Origin of the sequence: Halorussus salilacus (genome assembly GCF_024138125.1) — an archaeon.
GTDB lineage: Archaea > Halobacteriota > Halobacteria > Halobacteriales > Haladaptataceae > Halorussus > Halorussus salilacus.
Window position 1 is genome coordinate 48920 of sequence record NZ_CP099993.1, and the last position, 18529, is coordinate 67448.

Sequence of the window (18529 nt, forward strand, 5' to 3'; positions counted from 1 at the left end):
CGACGCCCCGACCGCGGCGGCGAGGCTCCGGGCGCGCCCGGAGCCTCGCCGCCTACTCGGCCGCGCTCTCGACCGGTTCCTCGCTCAGTTCGTCCAACAGCACGTCGAGGAAGGGGCCGGGATGCTCGGCGTGCGGGAGGAGTCGCGCCTCGTCGAACACGACGAGCTTCGTGTCGGCCGCCTCCGCCAGCTTCTCGCCCTCTCCGAGCGGCGTCACGGTCGCGTCCCGACCCCAGACGATTGTTACCGGCACCTCGACGGCGGCGAGTTCCTCGCCGAGGTCCACGTCGGGGTCGAGGTAGCCCGAGACGAACGACGCGGGCGCGTACCGCGCTCCCTTCTGGTGGGCGGTCTCCCACTGGTAGTCCACGTCGCGTTCCGTGTAGCTCGCCTCCGAGGAGTAGGCGTCGCGGTTGTCGAAGAAGTGGAGCGACCGCTTGCTCGCGAGGGCGTTGAACAGCGCCCGCCCCACCAGCGGCGACCGGAACAGCGACCGGACCCACGTCCGTCGCGGGCCGGTCTCGGCGGTCGGACAGACCAGTACGAGCCGGGAGAACGGCTCGGACTGTCGCTGTGCGAGGACGGCGTACGCCCCCGTCAGCGACGACGCCACGCAGGCGGCGTCGTCGGTCAGGTCCTCGGCGAAGTCGGAGACGAAGGCGGTGTACAGCGCCGCCGAGTAGGTCAGCGGCGGCCGGTCCGACCGCCCGAACCCCGGCAGGTCTGGCGCGAATACGTGGTGGGTCTGGGCCAACTGGTCGAACATCTGGTCGAACTCCTTGCTCGACGCGGCGGCGTGAACGCCGTGGAGCAGGAGGACGTCCGGGTCCTCGGGGTCGCCTGCCTCGGTGTAGGACACGTCGAACCCGCGCCAGCGGTAGGTCCCCTGTCGGCCGTCGAGCGCGGGGTCGAGGTCGCCCGCCTTCCACGCGAGCAGTCGATTGGCGAGCGCGGCGGCTCCGAGTCCTCCCACGGTCGCGGCCACGGCTCTCGTGAGCTTCATACCGAATACGTCACCGCGAGGAAAGTTAGCCGTTGCGCCGGGGGCGTATCTCAGCGACGACGACTGCGACCGACCACCCAACTACGACCCCCCGACCGACCACCCGACCATGACCCCCGACCGACCACCCGACCATGACCCCCGACCGACCACCCGACCATGACCCCCCGACCGACCACCCGGCGCGCGCTGGCGTCATCGCGCCGACGGCGCGATTGCTCGGAAGACGCGGTTTGTCTTCCGGCGCGGCGCTCGCGAGCGCCGCGCCATCGTTCGCGCGAGGGAGGCGGCCGCGCGGAACCGCGCGGCCGCCGAGGCTGGGGAGGCGTGAGGCCTGCGGTCGCGGTGCTGTGCGGTCCTCATCGGTACCGGCAGTAGCTAGCTTCGGCGAATCGCGACACCCTCGCTCCGATTCTCCCCAAATAGTCTCGCTCCGACGAACGACGAGTCATCCCGCTTCGAACGACCCGTCGAACGCGCTCCGCAAACGTGTTAATCCCCGGCCCGGAACCCACGAGCATGGTCGTTTCGAGCGCTCCGGGCAAGGTCTACCTGTTCGGAGAACACGCGGTCGTCTACGGCGAACCGGCGGTCCCCTGCGCCATCGAACTCCGGGCGCGGGTGGCCGTCGAGGCCCGCGACGACGACCGAATCCGGGTTCACGCCGAGGACCTGAGCCTGAACGGGTTCACGGTCGAGTACAGCGACGAGAGCGACGACGCCCCCGACGTGGACGTCTCCGAATCGCTCGTCCGGGCCGGAATCGAGTACATCGACGCCGCGGTCGAGCAGGCCCGCGAGGCCGCGGGCCGACCCGACGCGGGCTTCGACATCACCATCGAGAGCGAGATTCCCCTCGGCGCGGGACTCGGGTCGTCGGCCGCGGTCACGGTCGCGGGCATCGACGCCGGGACGCGCGAACTGGGCGTCGAACTCCCGCCCGAGGAGATAGCCGACCGCGCCTACCGCGCCGAACTCGAAGTGCAGGACGGCGAGGCCTCCCGCGCCGACACCTTCTGCTCGGCGACGGGCGGCGCGGTCCGGGTCGAGGGCGACGACTGCCGGGCCATCGACGCGCCCGACCTCCCGTTCGTCATCGGGTTCGACGGCGGCGCGGGCGACACCGGCAGGCTCGTCGCTGGCGTGCGCGCGCTCCGCGAGGAGTACGACTTCGCGGCCGACACCGTGGCGGGCATCGGCGACCTCGTGCGTAGCGGAGAGGACGCGCTCGCGGCGGGCGACCTCGACGAACTGGGCGAACTCATGGACTTCAACCACGGACTGCTGGAGGCGCTGGGGGTCTCCTCGCGGTCGCTCGACGCCATGGTCTGGGCGGCCCGCGACGCGGGCGCGCTGGGCGCGAAGCTCACCGGGGCGGGCGGGGGCGGCTGTATCGTCGCGCTCGACCCGACCGACCGGACCGAGACCGCGCTCACGTTCACGCCCGGCTGCGAGGACGCCTTCCGGGCCGAGCTCGACACCGACGGCGTGCGGGTGGAGGACGAGGAGGACGTGCGATGACCACCGTCCTCAAGCTCGGCGGCAGCGTCGTCACCGACAAGGACCGCCCCGAGGCGCTCGACGGCCCGGCGCTCGACGCCGCGGCCGACGCGGTCGCCGACGCGCTGTCGTCGGGCGACGTGGACGACCTCGTGGTCGTCCACGGCGGGGGGAGCTTCGGCCACCACCACGCCAGTGAACACGGCGTCTCGACGACCGAGGGGACCCGCGACGCCGGGGCGGTGGTCCAGATTCACGGCGCGATGAAGACGCTCGACGAGTTCGTCCTCGCGCGCCTCCACGACCGGTCGGTCCCGGCCGTGCCGGTCCACCCCCTCTCGGTCGCCTCCCGCGACCGCGGCGGCGACCTCTCGCTCCCGACCCGGGGGGTCGAGACCATGCTCGGTGAGGGGTTCGTCCCTGTCCTCCACGGCGACGTGGTCGCCCACGAGGGAGCGGGCGCGACGATACTCAGCGGCGACGAGGTGGTGACCGCCGTGGCCGAGGGCGTCGGGGCCGACCGCGTGGGGTTCTGTTCGACCGTGCCGGGCGTGCTGGACGGCGACGAGGCGGTGATTCCCGAAATTCGGTCGTACGAGGAGGTCGCCGACCTCCTCGGCGGCAGCGACGCCACCGACGTGACCGGCGGCATGGCGGGCAAGGTTCGGGCACTGCTCGACCTCGGCGCTCCTGCAACGATTTTCGGCCCGGACGACCTCCGGGCGTTCCTCGCGGGCGAGCAGCCGGGGACGCTCATCCGGGGCTGAGTCCGAACGGTCGCAGTCGCGACCGTTCGGACCCGTCGAACCACCACCGACTCCGGCCTGCCGGAACCGGGACCGATAACTGCCCGGCTCTCCTCGTCTCGGGCGTGAACCACCGCTTCGTCACCGCGGGCCTGTTCGTGACCCTCGCGACCCTCTGGGGCTTCTCGTTTCTGGCCATCGAAGTCGGCCTCGAATCGCTGGAACCGGTGCTTTTCGCCGCGTTCCGATACGACATCGCCGCCGTCCTCCTGCTCGGCTACGCGGTGGTCAGCGAGACCGACCGGTGGCCGACCGACCGCGCGAACGTCGAGGCCGTCCTCGGCGGTGGCGTCTTTCTGGTCGGCATGAACGGCTTCCTGTTCGTCGGCCAGCAGACCGTCCCGAGCGGCGTGGCCGCCATCATGCAGAGCCTCGTCCCCATCCTGACCGCGGTGTGGGCGCTCGGACTCCTGCCCGAAGAGCGCGTCTCGGCGACCGGCGCGGTCGGCATCGCGCTGGGATTCGTCGGCGTCGCGCTAATCGTCCGACCCGACCCCGACAATCTGGCCGGGGACCTCCTCGGCCGCCTGCTCGTGTTCGTTCAGGTCGCTGGCGTGGCGCTCGGCGGCGTGCTGGTCCAGCGCGCCCGGCCCACGCTCGGCAACGCCGCGCTCTCGGGGTGGTCGATGCTCGTCGGCGCGGTCGTGCTCCACGCCGTCAGCACCGGCATCGGCGAGCCGTTCGCGCTCCCGAGGACCGCCGAGGCGGGCGCGGCGGTCGCGTACCTCGGCGTCTTCGCCACCGCGGTCGCGTTCCTCATCTACTTCACCCTGCTGGAGGTCCGGGGGGCGCTCGAAACCTCGCTGGTCGCGTACCTCGTCCCGGTCGTGGCGACCGTCGTCGGCGTCGTGGTGCTGGGCGAGTCCATCACGCCCCTGACGGTCGCCGGGTTCGGCGTCGTCTTCGTCGGGTTCGTCGTCCTCAAGCGGCGAGCCATCCGCGACCTCGTGTCCGGACCGAGGGCGGTCGAGGACCGCGCGGAGGGGTGAGCGGCTCCGTCTCTTCCCCGTCCGAGGTCGTCCCGGTTTCTCGCCGGTATCACCCGCCTTTTGCACCGCCCGGACCTCGGTTTCGCCAATGAGCGACCGCATCCATCTCAATCTCTTCACGATGAACTCGGTCGAACACGTCACGACCGGTAACTGGCGGACGCCGGGCGACCAGTCCCACCGCTACACCGACACCGACTACTGGCTCGACGTGGCCCGCACCGCCGAACGCGGGGGGTTCGACGCCGTCTTCTTCGCCGACGTGCGGGGCATCTACGACGTGTACGGCGGCGACAGCGACACCGCGGTCGAGAAGGCGGTCCAGACGCCCGCCAACGACCCCCAAGCGCTGGTGCCCGCGATGGCCGCGGTCACCGACCACCTCGGGTTCGCGGTGACGCGTTCGACCACCTACGTCCACCCCTACCAGCTCGCCCGCGAGCTCTCGACGCTCGACCACGTCACCGACGGCCGGGTCGCGTTCAACATCGTGACCTCCTATCTGGAGAGCGCCGCCCGGAACCTCGGCCTCGACGAGCGGATGGACCGCCAGACCCGGTACGACCGCGCCGACGAGTTCATGGACGTCTGCTATCGGCTCTGGGAGGAGAGCTGGGACGACGACGCCGTGGTCCGCGACCGCGAGCGGGGCGTCTACACCGACCCCGAGAAGGTCCGGGCCATCGACTTCGAGGGCGAGTACTTCTCGGTGCCCGACGCCCACAGCTGCGAGCCCTCGCCCCAGCGCACGCCCGTCCTCTATCAGGCCGGGTCGTCGGACCGCGGCCGGGAGTTCGCCGCCGACAACGCCGAAGCCGTCTTCGTGAGCCAGCCCACCGAGGAGGGCGTCCGGAGCTACGTCGAGGACATGCGCGAGCGCGCCGCCGAACGCGGCCGGGACCCCGACGAACTCCGATTCTTCCCCGGCATCGTCCCCATCGTGGGCGAGACCGAGGAAATCGCCCGGGAGAAGTACGAGACCTACGCCGAGAACGTCGATTACGAGGCCACTCTCGCCCTGCTCGCGGGGTTCATCGATCTGGACTTCTCGGAACTCGACCCCGACCAGCGGGTCGAGCACATCGAGACCGACGCGATTCAGGGGGCCATCAACGCCTTCACGAAGAACGACCCCGACCGCGAGTGGACCGTCGGCGAGGTCGCGGAGTTCGCGGGACTCGGCTCGACCTCGCCCGTCGTCGTCGGCGACCCCGAGCGGGTCGCCGACGTTCTCCAGCACTGGTTCGAGGACGTGGGCGTCGACGGCTTCAACCTCAAGGAGGTCGTCCGACCCGGCACCCTCCGGGACTTCGTGGACATGGTGGTGCCCGTCCTGCGAGAGCGCGGCCTCGTGCGCGAGGAGTACGAGGGCGAGACCCTGCGAGAGAATCTGTTCGAGGAGGAGGGGCGGAGGGGGTTGGCGGCGGACCATCCTGCGCGAAACTGAGGGGAGTGGCACTCGTCCCGGCCCAGACGCAGACGACGTTCGAGACCGACTCTTCGAAATGTTTAACTCTCGTGAACATACCGCATTCGATAGACGATGGCAACTTCGACACGAGGTTTCGTCGACGGCATGGCGAATCGCGCGAACCCGGCGTTCGCCGCGGGCGTACTGGCCGTCCCGCTACTCGCGCTCGTCTACGGCGTCACGGTGGGGTCGTACCGACACCTGACGTACGTGCATGTGATGGCCGGTGTGATGTGGACCGGCGTGGACCTGTTCATGGGGCTCGTCCTCGGCCCGGTCATCGGCGGCCTCGCGGTGAAACAGCGCGCGCAGGTGTTCCAGCGGCTCACCCCCAAGACGACGTTCCTGATGCCCTCGCTCGCGTTCGTCACCATCTTCGGCGGAGTCACGCTCGCCCAGCGACTCGGGAAGTTCCCCCACGCTGACCCGTGGATCGCGCTGATGAGCACCGCCATCTCGGTTCCGGTGGTGCTGCTCGTCGCGGCGCAGTTCGACGCGCTGACCGACCGGCGCACTCTCGCGGTGTTCGGCGTCGTCGCGGTCGGTCACGCGGCGTGGCTCGTCCAGACGCTCCCCGAGTTCGCGATGACCTCCCACGCCATCGCGGCCGCGCTGGGCATCGTCACGTTGCTCTCGGTGCTGGGCTTCGGCGTGTTGCTCCCGGGGGAGATACGGATGTACCTCCAGATGACCTCGGAGAATCCGGACGAGGAGGTCATCAGCGAGATCGGAATGCGAAACGCGAAGCTGGCTGGCGTACAGGGCGCGCTCCAACTGACGATCATCTTCGTGATGGTGTACGTCCGGTTCTGACGCGCGACTCCGGTTTCGTTGCTGACACGCAAACGAACCGGTTGCGGTAGGGTTTTTGTCCCCGCTCCACGACTCGGGGCACATGACCCACTCGCTCGAAATCCTGCTCACGAACGACGACGGGATAGATAGCCCGGGTATCCGGGCGCTCTACGACGCCCTCTCCGATATCGGCAACGTCACCACGGTCGCGCCCGCCGACGACCAGAGCGCGGTCGGCCGAGCGATGTCCAGCGAGGTCGAGGTCGAGGAACACGAACTCGGTCACGCGGTCCACGGGACGCCCTCGGACTGCATCGTCGCCGGACTCGCCGAGATCGGCCCGTACCCCGACATCGTGGTCTCGGGGTGTAACGAGGGCGCGAACCTCGCCGCCCACACCCTCGGGCGGTCGGGCACCGTCAGCGCCGCAGTCGAGGCCGCCTTCTTCGGCGTGCCCGCCATCGCGACCTCGCTTCACGTCCCCAACGACGAGTGGCCCCGCGAGACGGCCGTCGAGGAGTACGCCGAGGTCGCCGAGGCGACCCGGTATCTCGTCGAGAACGCCCCCGGCTCGGGGGTGTTCGAACACGCCGACTACCTCAACCTCAACGCGCCCCTGCCGACCGAGACCGAGGGTCACACCCCGATGGTCGTCACCCGGCCCTCCCACGTCTACGACATGGAGGCCGAGCGCGCGAACGGCGTCGTCAGACTCCGCGACAGGACGTGGGACCAGATGGAGTCCGACTCCCTGCCCGACCCCGAGGGCACCGACCGCCGGGCGGTCTACGAGGGCAAGATAAGCGTCTCGCCGCTGACCGCGCCCCACACCACCGAACACCACGAGGCGCTCGACGACCTCGCAGAGCGGTTCTGACCCCGATTTCGGCGACCGCCCTGACTGGACAAGCACGCGCTACTTCCCCGTGGACGCCCTCCGTAGAAGTCCGATGGCGAACGTCAACTCGAACTCGGTGAACGGACTCAGCATCGTCTCGACGCTTGTCGACGCCGCGGTGGCGTTCGCCCGCGGCCGCACGAAGAGCGGCGTCCTCCTGCTCGGGGCCGCGGCGCTCTCCTCGCGGCTTCCGGGACTGGGAACCGCCACCTCGATACTCCTGCGACTGTACCGGCGATTCCGGTAACGCCGGTTCGGTCGGCCCGAACGGTCCCGGATCGCTCGCGGATTCCCGTTTTCGACCGATACGTTACGCTTCGCTTCGCGGGTCGGTAGCCGAAATCGGCGGTTCACGGCTCGACTCGGGGTCTATCGACCGGAGGAACCGACCCGTCAAGAACAGGCCCGCGAGCGTCAGCGCGCCGAAGATGAGGACCTGGGGCAGCGGAACGGTCTGGCCGTCCAGCATCATGAACAGCGCCATCGCCAGCACGGCTCCGCCGAGCGTGGCGACCTTCACGAGGAGGACGGCGGTGAACGCGTATCCCCACGCCCGGCGCTCGCGGAGCCAGTACGCCGAGAGGACGAACGCGGGAGCGACGACGCCGAGGTCGAGCGAGTGGATGACCGACGTGGGGAGGTCGGCCTCGGCGACGCTCGGCGGGGTCGTCCCCGCGAGGGTCGCCGGGACGATCTCGGCCAGCCACAGGAGGGCGACGAGGGCGGCCAACACCAGTTGGAACGCGACGTACGACCGGACCGGAGCGTCGCCGACCGCGCGCTTCAGGGCCCGCGCGTCGAGTCGGACCATCCCCCCGACGAACGCGAACAGCGTGAGCCACAGCAGGGCCACGTAGACGAGATACAGCTCGTTGAACGCCGTCATGAAAGCGTACGAGGCGTAGGTGTAGAGCAGGTAGCCGGTCACGCCGAGCCACGCGACGTAGCCCCGGAGCGACCCGCGGTTGGCGAAGTACAGCGACGCGGTCAGTGCGGGCGTGGCGACGACGAGGGTCAGCAGGTCCTGTCCGTATATCTGGGGGAGCAGGACGGGAGCGTCGCGGTAGAAGCCCGGAACGGACAGGCCGACCGCGGTCGCGACGACCGTCAACGCGAGGGTCGCGAGCGACGCGAGGACGTACGGCCGGGGAAGGGCGAGACGGGGCGCGGTCGTGCTCATGGCGGTGTCGCCGTCCGGTACGCTCCCCGGGTCGATAAGGGTTGGCGGCGTCGGTCGCTCCGAGACGGCGCTTTCGGTCGCTCCCGAACCGGGAGATATACTTACACCGCGCGCCTCCGCGTATCCATGCGCCGGACGTTCGTAGACCTCTTGGAGGGCAACGCCGACCACGCCAGCGAGTTCGAGTCGCGGTTCGACGACCTACAGGACGCCCAGCACCCCGACGCGGTCACCGTCTGCTGTTCGGACTCCCGCGTCCTCCAGGACCACATGTGGGGCAACGACCAACCCGGGCGCGTCTTCACTTGTGGCAACATCGGAAACCGGGTCGTCCAGCCGACCGACTCGGGCGAGGCCGTCTCGGGCGACGTGCTCTACCCGGTCGAACACACCGGGACCGACACCGTGGTCGTCGTCGGTCACACGGGCTGTGGGGCCGTCACGGCGACGTACGACGCACTGACTGCCCCCGACGGGGTCTCCGAGCCCCCGGGAATCGAACACTGTATCGGCCTGCTGAAGCCCCACCTCGAAGCGGGCGTCGAATCGCTCCCCGCGGGACTGGACCGCGCGGAGGCGGTGAACCGACTCGTCGAGTACAACGTCGACAGACAGGTCGAGTTCCTCGTCGAGAGCGACGAGGTCCCTCAGGAAGTCGACGTCTGCGGCGTCGTCTACGACTTCCAGGACGCCTACTCCGGGCGGCGCGGGGAGGTCCACGTCGTCAACGTCGACGGCGAGACCGACGTCGAGGCGTTGCGCGCGGAGTATCCGGACATCGAATCGCGAATCGAGCGGCTCTGGGAGTACTGAACGCCGACAGCGGATGGGTCGGACGAGCGATTCCGAACGCGGGCTATCGCTTCTCGCGTTGCTCGACCTTGTTCAGCTCTATCAGCAACCGGAAGATCGCCTTCACGAGGTTCGCGTCCACGTCGAACCGCTCTGCGTTCTCGCCCGCGCGGTCCATCACGCGCTGTTCCTGGTCCTCGTCGGTCGTCGGCATCTCCCGCTCGGACTTGACCTGCGCGACCGTCTCGGCCACGTAGGTCCGTCGAGCGATGAGTTCGACGATTTCTCGGTCGATGCTCTCTATCTCCTCGCGGAGTTCCGCGAGGCTCATCTCGTCCGGGCGCCGTCGTTCTGTGTCGTCGTCAGCCATGTAGTACCCTCTCGTGTGCTCCATTCGTCTCGGACCGCGTTCAGCGTCTCGCGCTCACCCACCGCGACGAAACTGGGACCGGTCCCCGACAGCGAGACGCCCGCCACGTCAGGGAGCGCCTCCACCATCGGGTCGGCCGAGAATCCCAGCGCCGCGCAGAACGCGAAGCCGTTGACCGTCATCGCCTCGCCGTACCGGCCGTCGAGCGCGAGGTCGGCGACCAGTTCCGCGACCGGGGCGATTCGCCTGCATCGCGCCACGTCGGCGTCGGCGCTGTAGGCCGTCTCCGGCGGGGTCCAGACCAACGCCGCCCACTCGACCTCCTCGCGCGCGAGGAGGTCGTCGGTCCGGTTGTCCGTGACGGTGACCCCGCCGAGCATGCTCGCGCTGGCGTCGTCGAACGCGCCGGTCACGGTGACCCCGGCGTCGCGGGCCGCGCGGACGCCGAGTCGGCAGGCGTCCTCGCGCGCCACCTCGTCGGCGACCCCGAGCGCGTCGAGGGTCGCCAGTACGGTCGCGTTCGCCGCGGCGCTCGAACTCTTGAGGCCCGCCGCCATCGGCACCTCGCTGTCGGTCCGGACTGCGCCACCGACCCCGTCGGGGTCGGCGGCGTCGAGTCGCTCCAGCGCGTCGGAGTCGGCGTGTTCGGCGACCGCGAGTTCGACGCAGCGCTCGACCAGCCGGGTGTCGGCGTCGGGCGCGCCCGCCACCTCGCCGGAGACCTCGCCCGAGTCGTCGAGTTCGACTGCCGCGGTGGTCTCGGCGTCGATGGCGAACGCCGAGCCCTTCCCGCAGGCGAGAGCGTTCAGGACCGTCCCCGCCGCCGGGGCCGATGCGCGGCCGTCCATGAGTGTCCGTCTCTCGCGGGGGGTATTGACGCTGGTGGTTCGCGCAAACGGCGGGGCTCATCGGTCGGCGGTCGACATCGGTCGCACGCGGGGCCAGAGCGCCGCGAGCGCGCCGACGCCGAACGCGACGACCACCGCGGTCGTCCAGACGCCCTCTCCGGCGGGGAACCGCGTCAGGGGACTCGTGAGGAGCAACGCGACGCCGAGGGCCGTGAGGCCGAGCGCGAGCAACGGCGACTCGTCGCCGTTGCTCGTCCGATACCCGACGACGCCGACCGCCAGTCCGAATCCAGCGAGCAGTGCCTCGTAGAACCAGTAGTAGAAGGCAAACCCGCCGCCAGCCATCGTGTTGAGTTCGTAGTACCCGCCGCGGTACTCCACGAAGTAGATTCCCCGCCCGAGGCTCGCGTGGTCGCTGTAGAAGAACTCCCCGGGGACGTTGCCCTCGCGGTAGACGACGTGCGAGCCGTCGCCCTCTACCGATTTCCGGACGGCGTGCTGGGCGTCGGGCGAGAGGTCCTCGTACGCCAGCACGTCGGCCTCCTCGGGGATTTCGCTGTCGGGGACCTCCTCGACGTGGTGGGAATAGCTGGTGTGCCAGAACGACAGGTAGGCGGGGTTGGCGACGAGGACGACCGCGAGTGCGAGGGCGAGGAAGGCGGCGGGGCGGCGGAGGGCGGCGACGCGCCTGAGCATACCGAAGCGGAGTCGGCTGGTCGGTAAGTGCTTTGTCCCGAAGCGCACTCCTTTTCCCGGTACCGACCGAATCTCCGGGCATGAGCGCGCGCAACGACGTGGCCCCGGACACGCTCGGCGTCGAGCTGACCGAGGACGGCATCGTCGTCGAGTACACCGACGGTCGGGAGGCGTTCTACCACGGGGTACCCCAGAAGGTCACCGACACCCTCCGGACCCAGCCCGGAAAGCTGGTGCAGGTGCTGGTCACCGACCCCACCGAGACCGAGGGGGTGCTGATGTACGTCAACGACCGCAACACCCACGACGACATCCTCGAAGAGACCGGCGTGGGCCGGGTGATGCTCGAACCCGACGAGGAGGAGTCGCTGTTCCCCGGCGTCGAGGTCCGGATGGACGGCTACGCGGTCGAAGTCGAGGCCGACCCCGAGACCGCACGCGGCCGGGTCTTCGTCTTCGAGGAGGACGAACTCGACGAGCAGTCCTACGAGATGGTCAGCGAATGAGCCTCCCGAAACGCTGGCAGTCGCTCTCGCGGGGGACGGTCGGGAGCGCGCCCGAGCGCTACGGGGTCTACGAACTCGGCGACGCCGACGGCGAAATCCTCGAAGTCGGATGGGGCGTCCTGCGCGACGAACTCAAGGACGCGCTGGCGTACGGAACCGGCGAGCAGGTGCGCTGGGAGGCGTGTCAGACGAAAGCCGAGGCGAGGGAACTCGCCGCCGAACACCGCGAGCGCGCCGGGCTGTAGAACTACTGGATGTAGGAGGGGTCCTCGTGGTCGCAGTTTCGTTCGTGCTGTTCGGCGTCGTCCTCGTCGTCGAACATCATTCCACACCCCTCGCACTTGTACCACGTCATGTCGTCGCGCTCGGTTTTGACGACCATGTTCGATTGTACGCGAGACGAAAGTAAATCGTTTGCCCCGGACCGCCGGGCGGCGTTCGGACGCGACGGGCGAGGTGACACGTTCCACGAAAACGGCCGATGACCCAGTCCACCGAAAACGGCCGGTGACACAATCCACCGCGGGGTGGGACTGAAAGGGGCCGCCCGGTCGCGTTCACTTCAGTCGTCTCAGCGACCCCTATCGTCGCGCGGGCTGTGCGGAGAGCGCGGCGATATGTCGCTGAGCGACCGCGAGCGGGCGGGGGCTTTCGAGGAAGACACTGCGGCAACTGATGACGTTCGTAGCGAGCGGGCGGGGGCTTTCAAGGTCCGATTTCCGGCTTCCGTCGATTCGACGAAGTCGTAGACAGCACCCAATCAGGAACCGCTCACACGTAGGGGAATCCTCAAGACGGTAGAGCAACCAGAGACTGACATGAGCGCCAAGGGTTCCGCCGCGGTCGAACTCACCGTGCAGGGCGCGGAGAAGCGCGACGCGGGCCGGGGAATCGCGCGCATCCCCGAGTCGGCCCGGTCGACGCTGGGCGTCCTGAGCGGCGACACCGTGGTCATCGAGGGCGAGCGCGAGACCGTCTCGAAGGTGTGGCCCGCGGGCGGGTCGGTCCGGTCGGGCGTCGTCCAGATCGACGGCGAGACGCGGGCCAACGCCGGGGTCAGCATCGGCGACTCGGTCACCATCCGGAAGATTGCGGTCGAGGACGCCGAGTCGGTCGTCCTCTCGCCGACCGCGCGGTTCTCGCCCGACGACCGCGAGACGCTGGAGCGCGCGCTCAAGCGCGCGCTCCGCGACCGGCCGGTCAAGGAGGGCGAGCGCGTCCGCATCGAGCGCCTCGGCGACGCCGGGACGTTCCACGTCGCGGGCACCGACCCAGACGGCGTGGTCCGGGTCTCTGAGGACACCAGCGTGGCGGTGTCGCTCGACGAGGGGTCGGGCGACGAGGGGTCTGCCTCGACCGCCTCGTCGACCTCGATTCCGGTCTCGGGCGGCGACGCCGAGACGCCGCCGAAATCGACCGGCGCGACCTACGAGGACATCGGCGGCCTCGAAGAGGAGCTTCGACGGGTCCGAGAGATGGTCGAACTCCCGCTGTCGAACCCCGACCTGTTCCGGCGGCTCGGCATCGACCCGCCGAAGGGCGTCCTGCTGTACGGTCCCCCGGGGACCGGCAAGACGATGATCGCGCGGGCGGTCGCCAACGAGGTCGACGCCCACTTCATGGACATCTCCGGCCCGGAGATAATGAGCAAGTACAAGGGCGAGAGCGAAGAGCAGCTCCGCGAGCGGTTCGAGGAGGCCCGTGAGAACGCCCCGACCATCGTGTTCTTCGACGAGATAGACGCCATCGCAGGCGAGCGCGACGAGGAGAGCGACGTGGAGAACCGCGTGGTCGCCCAACTCCTGTCGCTGATGGACGGCCTCGAATCCCGCGGGCAGGTCATCGTCATCGGCGCGACCAACCGCGTGGACGCCATCGACCCCGCGCTCCGGCGGGGCGGCCGATTCGACCGCGAGATCGAAATCGGCGTGCCCGGCGAGGCCGGGCGGCGCGAGGTTCTGGAGGTCCACACCCGCGGGATGCCGCTCGCCGACGACGTGGACGTGGACCACCTCGCGACCCGGACCCACGGCTTCGTTGGAGCCGACCTCCACACGCTCGCGACCGAGGCGGCGATGGCGTCGCTCCGGCGGGCGCGCGACGCCGGGGCCAGCGAGTCCGAACTCATGGAGATAGAGGTCACCCGCGCCGACTTCGAGACCGCGATGGCGTCGGTCGACCCCTCCGCGATGCGGGAGTTCGTCGCCGAGTCGCCCGAGATCGACTTCTCCGCGGTCGGGAATCTGGAGGAGGCAAAGCAGACGCTCACCGAGGCGGTCGAGTGGCCGCTGGCGTACCGCAACCTCTTCGAGGCGACCCGGACCGACCCGCCCGCGGGCATCCTGCTCCACGGGCCGCCCGGAACCGGCAAGACCCTGCTCGCGCGGGCGCTGGCGGGCGAGAGCGACGTGAACTTCATCCACGTCGACGGCCCGGAACTGCTCGACCGCTACGTCGGCGAGAGCGAGAAGGCGGTCCGCGAGATATTCGAGCGCGCCCGGCAGGCCAGCCCCGCCATCGTGTTCTTCGACGAGATAGACGCCGTCGCGGGCGAGCGCGGCGGCGGGATGGGCGGCGGGGCCGAGGTCAGCGAGCGCGTCGTCTCCCAGCTGCTCACCGAGATGGACGGGCTGGTCGACAACCCCAACCTCGTCGTGCTCGCGGCGACCAACCGCAAGGAGACGCTCGACCGCGCGCTGCTCCGGCCCGGCCGACTCGAAGAACACGTCGAGGTGCCCGCACCCGACGAGGCGGGGCGAAAGAAGATTCTGGCGGTCCACGCCCGGGACAAGCCGCTGGCCGACGACGTCGACCTCGACGAACTCGCGGCCGACCTCGAAGGCTACACCGGCGCAGACCTCGAAGCCGTGGTCCGGGACGCCTCGATGCGCGCCATCCGGGAGGCCGCAGACGCGTGGGGCGTCGAGCAGGCCGACGCGAACGCCGACGAGATAGAGGTCCAGAAAAAGCACTTCGAGGCCGCGGTCGAGAAGATTCGGCCGACGCTGGGCGACTGAGCCGCCCTCCCAATCGACCGCTCCGAGTGGCTCATCCGCACCCGCGCTGACGACTGCCGGACGCCCGACCGGTGTGGGAGTCGTGACGCCCCGACCGGGCGGCGGGGGTTCGCGGGCGAACCCCCGCCGCCCGCCGATTTCGATTCCTCAATCGCCGCCAGCCGGTTCCGGACGTTCAGTCCCAGAACGACTGCGTCCGGGCGTACCGCCGCTCCTGTTCGAGGATGTCCCGGTAGAAGTCGTCCTCGTCCTCCCGGAGCTTCGAGATGATGCGCGCGGCGTTCCGGGGGCCGACCCCCCGCGCCGCGAGCGCGACGACGGCCTTCTTGCCGTGGCTCTGGACCAGATTCGCGGCCTTGTACGCTCGCTGGGTCATCTTCTCCTGCTCGTCGTCCTTCTCGGGCGCGCGGACCGCCTTCACGACCTCGTCGGCCCACGGATTCAGCGCGGCGATGCGGGTCGACCCGCACTCGGGGCACTCCGGCCGGTCCGAGACGCGCCTCACGGGCTTCGTGCGCTCCCAGTCCCGGCAGTGAAGGCAGAACAGGATGACGTCGTCGTTGCGGATGCGCTCTTTGACCGTCTGGATGACGCTCGCGTCGGCGTTCTCGGGCGCGAGCAGTTCCCGGCCCGACGACCGGCCGCCGGTCCCGACGGGGGTCAGCCCGCCGGTGGTGACGACCTCGATGTCGCCGTCCCGAATCCGGCGGAGGACCTCGCTCGCGCGCTCGACCGCGAGGTCGTCGTGGAACACCTCTCGGACCGCCTCGTCGTACATCGGGGTGTCTTCGAGCGCCGCCATGAGCCGCGAGATGTTCGGCCCGCCGGAGCCCTGCCACGACCGCAGCGCGCCGAACTTCGCGGCGACCTGCGAGAGCTTGAACTTCAGCGAGTCCGAGCGCTTGAGGCTCAGTTCGATGATGGCCTCGACGTGGTCGGGGTCGGTCTCGCGGAGTACCTCCGCGACCTCCGGCCCCGTCACCTTCGGGGGCACGTCGAGTTCGATTCGGTAGGGGTCCACGTCGAGTCCCACCGACGACCCCGTGCGCTGGCCGACCAGCGACGAGAGGACGCGCCCGAGGGTCTCGTTGGTCTTGTGGCCGAGACACGAATTGACCACCACCGTCCGGGCGGCGTGCTCGACCACGACCCGGTCGGCGGTCGGAATCGGGTCGCCAGCCTCGGCCTGCCGGTCCAACTGGTCGAGCGCCTCGCTGGCGGTGTGCTCGTCGGTCGGGTACCTGTTCGTGAACTCCCGGGCGACCCCCTCGCGGGGCGCGCCGCGCTCGAACTGGGGTCCGGCCACCGCGCGCATCTCGCCGACCTCCCGGGCCACGTCGTAGGGAACTGGAATCTCCTCGCCGACCCAGCTCGGAATCTCGCCGCCGGGGTCCTCGATGGGCGAGACCTTCACCGTCTCCTCGGCGTCGTCTATCTCGGTGATGCGCCACATCTCGCCGCGCTGGACGAACACCTCGCCGGGCTCGGCGAAGTTGACGACGAACCGCTCGTCGAGGGTGCCGACCCGCGACCCGCTGGCGATGTCCTCGACGACGTACTTCTGCTCGTCGGGTATCATCGAGAGATTGGCGTAGAAGTACTGCCACGTCTGGGAGGACTTCTCGATGCGGTCTTCCTCCTCGTCGAGCCAGACGAGGCGGTTTCCCTTCAGCTCCCGGAGGACCGCCTTGAACCGCGATTCCGAGAGGTCCCGGAAGGGGTACGCCCGGGTCACGATGTCGTAGGCGCGCATCGCCGACAGGTCGCCGAAGTCCATCACCAGCCCCACCACCTGATTCGCCACCGTGTCGAGGCTCCCGTCGTGGATGCGGGCGGGTTCGACCTCCCCCTGCTTCGCGCGCCGGGCGATGGCGAGCGCTTCGAGGGTGTCGTCGGGGTGTTTCGTGACGACGGTTCCGTGCGAGACCCGGTCGCTGCGGTGGCCCGCGCGTCCCACGCGCTGGAGCAGGCGCGCGACCTCCCGGGGGCTCGAATACTGGACAACGTGGTCGATCCGGCCCACGTCGATGCCCAGTTCCATCGAGGAGGTACAGAGCAGGGCGTCGATCTCCCCGGCTTTGAAGCGGTCCTCCACGTCGATGCGGGCCTCCTTCGACAGCGACCCGTGGTGGACCCCCACGTCGGCGTCGAGGGCCTTGAACCGCGAGCCCAGCGCCTCGGCGGTTTGGCGCGTGTTGACGAATATCAGCGTCGAGTCGTGGTCCTCGACCACGTCCAGAATCGCCCGGACGTGGCTCGCGTACTCGGGGTCGGTCATCAGTTCGCCCGCCAACTGCTCGTCGGCCTCGGTCACCTCGGGTTCGCGGACCTCGAACTCCACCTTGCTCCCGGCGTCGACCTCGACGATTTCGCACCCCCGGTCGCCGGTGAGGAATCGCCCGACCTCTTCGGGGTCGCCCACGGTCGCCGAGAGACCGATGCGCTGGAACTCGCCCGCGAGTTCGCCGAGTCGCTCCAGTCCGACCGTCAACTGCGCGCCGCGCTTGGCGCTGGCGAGTTCGTGGACCTCGTCGACGACGACGTGGTGAACGTCCGAGAGGGCCTTCCGGAGCTTCGACCCAGTGAGCATCGCCTGCAGGGTTTCGGGCGTGGTCACCAGCACGTCCGGCGGGTCGTCGGCCTGCTTCCCCCGCCGGTAGTCGGTGGTGTCGCCGTGGCGCACGTCCACGTCGAGGTCCAGCGTCTCGCCCCACCACTCCAGACGCTCGCGCATGTCTCGGTTCAGGGCTCGCAGGGGCGTGACGTACAGCGCCGAGATGCCGAAGCGCGGGCCGTCCTCGTCGCGGGCCCGCGCAATCGCGTCGAACACGGGGAGCATCGCGGTCTCGGTCTTGCCGGTCCCGGTCGGCGCGACGACCAGCGCGTGTTCGCCCCGCGCCAGCGGCGGAATCGCCCGGCGCTGTGGCTCGGTCGGCGTCGAGAACCCCCGCTCGGAGAGCGCCGCCCGGACCTCCTCGCCGAGTCGCGCGAAGGCCGCAGAATCCGCGGCCGTCGTCTCGCTCATTACGCTCTGGCTTGGCACGCGAGGGGATTAAGCGCAACGCTAGGCACGGGAGCGCGTACCACGAATTCGGCGACAACCGACTTACCGCCGCCCGCCGAAGCCCGGCCATGGAGACCGAAGTCCTGTTCCGCGAGACCCAGACCTACCGCCAGCCGTGGCTCTGGGGCCTGCTCGCCCTGCGACCCGCGCTGACCCTCGTCGGCCTCGCCCGCGGGACGCGAACGCGGGCCGACGCGGCCCGCGAACTCGCGTCGTTCCTCGGGGTCGCGCTCCTGCTCGGGACGACCCGGCTCACGACCGAGGTCCGCGACGACGGCGTCTACCTCAAGTTCGAGCCGTTCCACCGGTCGTTCCGTCGGATTCCCTTGGAGGACATCGAGGAGTTCGAGGCCGCGGGCTACAGCCCGCTCCGGTACGGCGGTTGGGGGTTCCGCTGGACCCCGAGTAGCGTCGCCTACACCGTGAGCGGCCGGAGCGGCGTCGTCTTCGACCGGACGAACGGGCGGTCGGTGTACGTGGGCTCGGACCGCCCCGACGAACTCCTCGCGGCGGTTCAGGAGGCGACGAACCGGACTGTCTGACCTCGGCGACCTGCCGGAGTACCCACCCCTCCGAGCGCGACTCGGCGCGACG

At 69.8% G+C, this 18529-nt stretch carries 19 protein-coding genes; 12 read left to right on the forward strand and 7 right to left on the reverse strand.

The annotated features are described in order from the left end of the window. Nucleotides 1-52 precede the first annotated feature (52 nt). On the reverse strand, nucleotides 53-1003 hold the full coding sequence (locus NGM10_RS00275) for an alpha/beta fold hydrolase (RefSeq protein WP_253480513.1): 951 nt from the start codon (nucleotides 1001-1003) through the stop codon (nucleotides 53-55). Between the two features lie 519 nt (nucleotides 1004-1522). Between NGM10_RS00275 and mvk the strand changes: the two genes are divergently transcribed. The 7 genes from mvk to NGM10_RS00310 all read left to right on the forward strand — a co-directional run bounded on the left by mvk (nucleotide 1523) and on the right by NGM10_RS00310 (nucleotide 7709). Further along, nucleotides 1523-2524, forward strand: coding sequence for a mevalonate kinase (mvk, locus tag NGM10_RS00280; RefSeq protein WP_253480515.1), 1002 nt, complete (start codon nucleotides 1523-1525; stop codon nucleotides 2522-2524). Continuing rightward, nucleotides 2521-3270 carry an isopentenyl phosphate kinase gene (locus NGM10_RS00285; protein WP_253480517.1) on the forward strand — a complete coding sequence of 250 codons (750 nt, stop codon included), beginning with the start codon at nucleotides 2521-2523 and terminating at the stop codon, nucleotides 3268-3270. Before mvk ends, NGM10_RS00285 begins: the two co-directional genes overlap by 4 nt. 104 nt (nucleotides 3271-3374) lie before the next feature. Then, entirely contained in the window at nucleotides 3375-4298 is a 924-nt protein-coding gene (locus NGM10_RS00290) for a DMT family transporter (RefSeq protein ID WP_253480519.1), read from the forward strand. Between the two features lie 88 nt (nucleotides 4299-4386). Continuing rightward, nucleotides 4387-5745, forward strand: coding sequence for an LLM class flavin-dependent oxidoreductase (locus tag NGM10_RS00295; protein ID WP_253480521.1), 1359 nt, complete (start codon nucleotides 4387-4389; stop codon nucleotides 5743-5745). A gap of 129 nt (nucleotides 5746-5874) precedes the next feature. After that, nucleotides 5875-6582 carry a hypothetical protein gene (locus NGM10_RS00300; protein ID WP_368408675.1) on the forward strand — a complete coding sequence of 236 codons (708 nt, stop codon included), beginning with the start codon at nucleotides 5875-5877 and terminating at the stop codon, nucleotides 6580-6582. Nucleotides 6583-6664: 82 nt separating this feature from the next. Further along, nucleotides 6665-7441, forward strand: a complete 777-nt coding sequence (gene surE / locus NGM10_RS00305) for a 5'/3'-nucleotidase SurE (RefSeq protein WP_253480525.1) — start codon at nucleotides 6665-6667, stop codon at nucleotides 7439-7441. A 73-nt stretch (nucleotides 7442-7514) separates the two neighbouring features. Continuing rightward, the gene (locus tag NGM10_RS00310) at nucleotides 7515-7709 is read left to right on the forward strand and encodes a hypothetical protein (protein WP_253480527.1); all 195 of its coding nucleotides are present in this window, start codon (nucleotides 7515-7517) and stop codon (nucleotides 7707-7709) included. A 63-nt stretch (nucleotides 7710-7772) separates the two neighbouring features. On the opposite strand, the gene NGM10_RS00315 is transcribed toward NGM10_RS00310, so the two are convergent. Further along, nucleotides 7773-8642, reverse strand: a complete 870-nt coding sequence (locus NGM10_RS00315) for a hypothetical protein (protein WP_253480529.1) — start codon at nucleotides 8640-8642, stop codon at nucleotides 7773-7775. A gap of 126 nt (nucleotides 8643-8768) precedes the next feature. Here NGM10_RS00315 and NGM10_RS00320 point away from each other — a divergent pair, with 126 nt between their 5' ends. After that, nucleotides 8769-9455 carry a carbonic anhydrase gene (locus NGM10_RS00320; protein ID WP_253480532.1) on the forward strand — a complete coding sequence of 229 codons (687 nt, stop codon included), beginning with the start codon at nucleotides 8769-8771 and terminating at the stop codon, nucleotides 9453-9455. A 43-nt stretch (nucleotides 9456-9498) separates the two neighbouring features. On the opposite strand, the gene NGM10_RS00325 is transcribed toward NGM10_RS00320, so the two are convergent. Genes NGM10_RS00325 through NGM10_RS00335 form a run of 3 tightly spaced genes read right to left on the reverse strand, consistent with a single transcriptional unit; the run spans nucleotide 9499 to nucleotide 11348 of the window. Beyond that, nucleotides 9499-9804 carry a chorismate mutase gene (locus NGM10_RS00325; RefSeq protein WP_368408636.1) on the reverse strand — a complete coding sequence of 102 codons (306 nt, stop codon included), beginning with the start codon at nucleotides 9802-9804 and terminating at the stop codon, nucleotides 9499-9501. After that, on the reverse strand, nucleotides 9762-10652 hold the full coding sequence (locus tag NGM10_RS00330) for a shikimate kinase (protein WP_253480538.1): 891 nt from the start codon (nucleotides 10650-10652) through the stop codon (nucleotides 9762-9764). The genes NGM10_RS00325 and NGM10_RS00330 overlap by 43 nt, the downstream gene beginning before the upstream one ends. Before the next feature lie 57 nt (nucleotides 10653-10709). Beyond that, nucleotides 10710-11348 (reverse strand): DUF7979 domain-containing protein, encoded by a 639-nt coding sequence (locus NGM10_RS00335; RefSeq protein WP_253480541.1) that lies wholly within the window; start codon nucleotides 11346-11348, stop codon nucleotides 10710-10712. 80 nt (nucleotides 11349-11428) lie between these two features. Here NGM10_RS00335 and NGM10_RS00340 point away from each other — a divergent pair, with 80 nt between their 5' ends. Together NGM10_RS00340 and NGM10_RS00345 are read left to right on the forward strand one after the other, a co-directional pair. Next, the gene (locus tag NGM10_RS00340) at nucleotides 11429-11854 is read left to right on the forward strand and encodes a DUF5796 family protein (protein WP_253480544.1); all 426 of its coding nucleotides are present in this window, start codon (nucleotides 11429-11431) and stop codon (nucleotides 11852-11854) included. Continuing rightward, nucleotides 11851-12099 (forward strand): DUF7508 domain-containing protein, encoded by a 249-nt coding sequence (locus NGM10_RS00345; RefSeq protein ID WP_253480547.1) that lies wholly within the window; start codon nucleotides 11851-11853, stop codon nucleotides 12097-12099. Before NGM10_RS00340 ends, NGM10_RS00345 begins: the two co-directional genes overlap by 4 nt. Before the next feature lie 2 nt (nucleotides 12100-12101). Here NGM10_RS00345 and NGM10_RS18150 read toward each other — a convergent pair whose 3' ends face one another. After that, nucleotides 12102-12236 carry a DUF7128 family protein gene (locus NGM10_RS18150; RefSeq protein ID WP_256504313.1) on the reverse strand — a complete coding sequence of 45 codons (135 nt, stop codon included), beginning with the start codon at nucleotides 12234-12236 and terminating at the stop codon, nucleotides 12102-12104. A gap of 436 nt (nucleotides 12237-12672) precedes the next feature. On the opposite strand from NGM10_RS18150, the gene NGM10_RS00350 reads away from it, so the two are divergent. Then, nucleotides 12673-14871: a CDC48 family AAA ATPase gene (locus tag NGM10_RS00350; protein ID WP_253480549.1), complete on the forward strand. Its 2199-nt coding sequence runs from the start codon at nucleotides 12673-12675 to the stop codon at nucleotides 14869-14871. 175 nt (nucleotides 14872-15046) lie between these two features. On the opposite strand, the gene NGM10_RS00355 is transcribed toward NGM10_RS00350, so the two are convergent. Further along, entirely contained in the window at nucleotides 15047-17896 is a 2850-nt protein-coding gene (locus tag NGM10_RS00355) for a DEAD/DEAH box helicase (protein WP_253480552.1), read from the reverse strand. A gap of 107 nt (nucleotides 17897-18003) precedes the next feature. Between NGM10_RS00355 and NGM10_RS00360 the strand changes: the two genes are divergently transcribed. Further along, entirely contained in the window at nucleotides 18004-18477 is a 474-nt protein-coding gene (locus NGM10_RS00360; RefSeq protein ID WP_253480555.1) for a DUF6141 family protein, read from the forward strand. Nucleotides 18478-18529 lie beyond the last annotated feature (52 nt).

Bases quoted from the DNA above. Each gene is read 5' to 3' on its own strand.
- NGM10_RS00275 (WP_253480513.1), bottom strand. From the start codon at position 1,003: ATGAAGCTCACGAGAGCCGTGGCCGCGACCGTGGGAGGACTCGGAGCC.
- mvk (WP_253480515.1), top strand. From the start codon at position 1,523: ATGGTCGTTTCGAGCGCTCCGGGCAAGGTCTACCTGTTCGGAGAACAC.
- NGM10_RS00285 (WP_253480517.1), top strand. From the start codon at position 2,521: ATGACCACCGTCCTCAAGCTCGGCGGCAGCGTCGTCACCGACAAGGAC.
- NGM10_RS00295 (WP_253480521.1), top strand. From the start codon at position 4,387: ATGAGCGACCGCATCCATCTCAATCTCTTCACGATGAACTCGGTCGAA.
- NGM10_RS00300 (WP_368408675.1), top strand. From the start codon at position 5,875: ATGGCGAATCGCGCGAACCCGGCGTTCGCCGCGGGCGTACTGGCCGTC.
- surE (WP_253480525.1), top strand. From the start codon at position 6,665: ATGACCCACTCGCTCGAAATCCTGCTCACGAACGACGACGGGATAGAT.
- NGM10_RS00310 (WP_253480527.1), top strand. From the start codon at position 7,515: ATGGCGAACGTCAACTCGAACTCGGTGAACGGACTCAGCATCGTCTCG.
- NGM10_RS00315 (WP_253480529.1), bottom strand. From the start codon at position 8,642: ATGAGCACGACCGCGCCCCGTCTCGCCCTTCCCCGGCCGTACGTCCTC.
- NGM10_RS00320 (WP_253480532.1), top strand. From the start codon at position 8,769: ATGCGCCGGACGTTCGTAGACCTCTTGGAGGGCAACGCCGACCACGCC.
- NGM10_RS00325 (WP_368408636.1), bottom strand. From the start codon at position 9,804: ATGGCTGACGACGACACAGAACGACGGCGCCCGGACGAGATGAGCCTC.
- NGM10_RS00330 (WP_253480538.1), bottom strand. From the start codon at position 10,652: ATGGACGGCCGCGCATCGGCCCCGGCGGCGGGGACGGTCCTGAACGCT.
- NGM10_RS00335 (WP_253480541.1), bottom strand. From the start codon at position 11,348: ATGCTCAGGCGCGTCGCCGCCCTCCGCCGCCCCGCCGCCTTCCTCGCC.
- NGM10_RS00340 (WP_253480544.1), top strand. From the start codon at position 11,429: ATGAGCGCGCGCAACGACGTGGCCCCGGACACGCTCGGCGTCGAGCTG.
- NGM10_RS00345 (WP_253480547.1), top strand. From the start codon at position 11,851: ATGAGCCTCCCGAAACGCTGGCAGTCGCTCTCGCGGGGGACGGTCGGG.
- NGM10_RS18150 (WP_256504313.1), bottom strand. From the start codon at position 12,236: ATGGTCGTCAAAACCGAGCGCGACGACATGACGTGGTACAAGTGCGAG.
- NGM10_RS00350 (WP_253480549.1), top strand. From the start codon at position 12,673: ATGAGCGCCAAGGGTTCCGCCGCGGTCGAACTCACCGTGCAGGGCGCG.
- NGM10_RS00355 (WP_253480552.1), bottom strand. From the start codon at position 17,896: ATGAGCGAGACGACGGCCGCGGATTCTGCGGCCTTCGCGCGACTCGGC.
- NGM10_RS00360 (WP_253480555.1), top strand. From the start codon at position 18,004: ATGGAGACCGAAGTCCTGTTCCGCGAGACCCAGACCTACCGCCAGCCG.